The sequence below is a fragment of the Clostridium sp. DL1XJH146 genome (genome assembly GCF_054819755.1).
Map to the genome: position 1 here is coordinate 1 of NZ_JBTVVN010000114.1, position 383 is coordinate 383.

General features: G+C 33.2%; 1 rRNA gene. It reads left to right on the forward strand.

The annotated features are described in order from the left end of the window. Positions 1-308: 308 nt before the first annotated feature. A 5S ribosomal RNA gene (gene rrf, locus ACVHXK_RS18725) occupies positions 309-383 on the forward strand; the annotation flags it as partial.

Consider the following 383-nt stretch of genomic DNA (forward strand, 5'->3'; position numbering starts at 1 on the left):
TGGAGGTGTAAGCGCAGTAATGTGTTCAGCTGACCAGTACTAATAGGTCGAGGGCTTATTCAACAATTTATACAGTGAATACTAATTAACTAGAATCATTTTAACTGTGAACTAGTAATATTTCTATGCGATTTTGAAAGAATATATCTTTACAATTAAGATTTATTCTGATATAATACATCTTGTGCCTTAAGCACAAAGTATTAAAATAAGTTAAAATCTTTTAAAAGGTTTTAATTAAAGATTTTGCGCAGGCAAAATCATCCTCAATTGTGCATTGTGAATTGTACATTGTGCATTGAAAAAAATCTGGTGATTATGGCTTGAAGGTTACACCCGTTCCCATTCCGAACACGATGGTTAAGCTTCAACACGCCGATGGT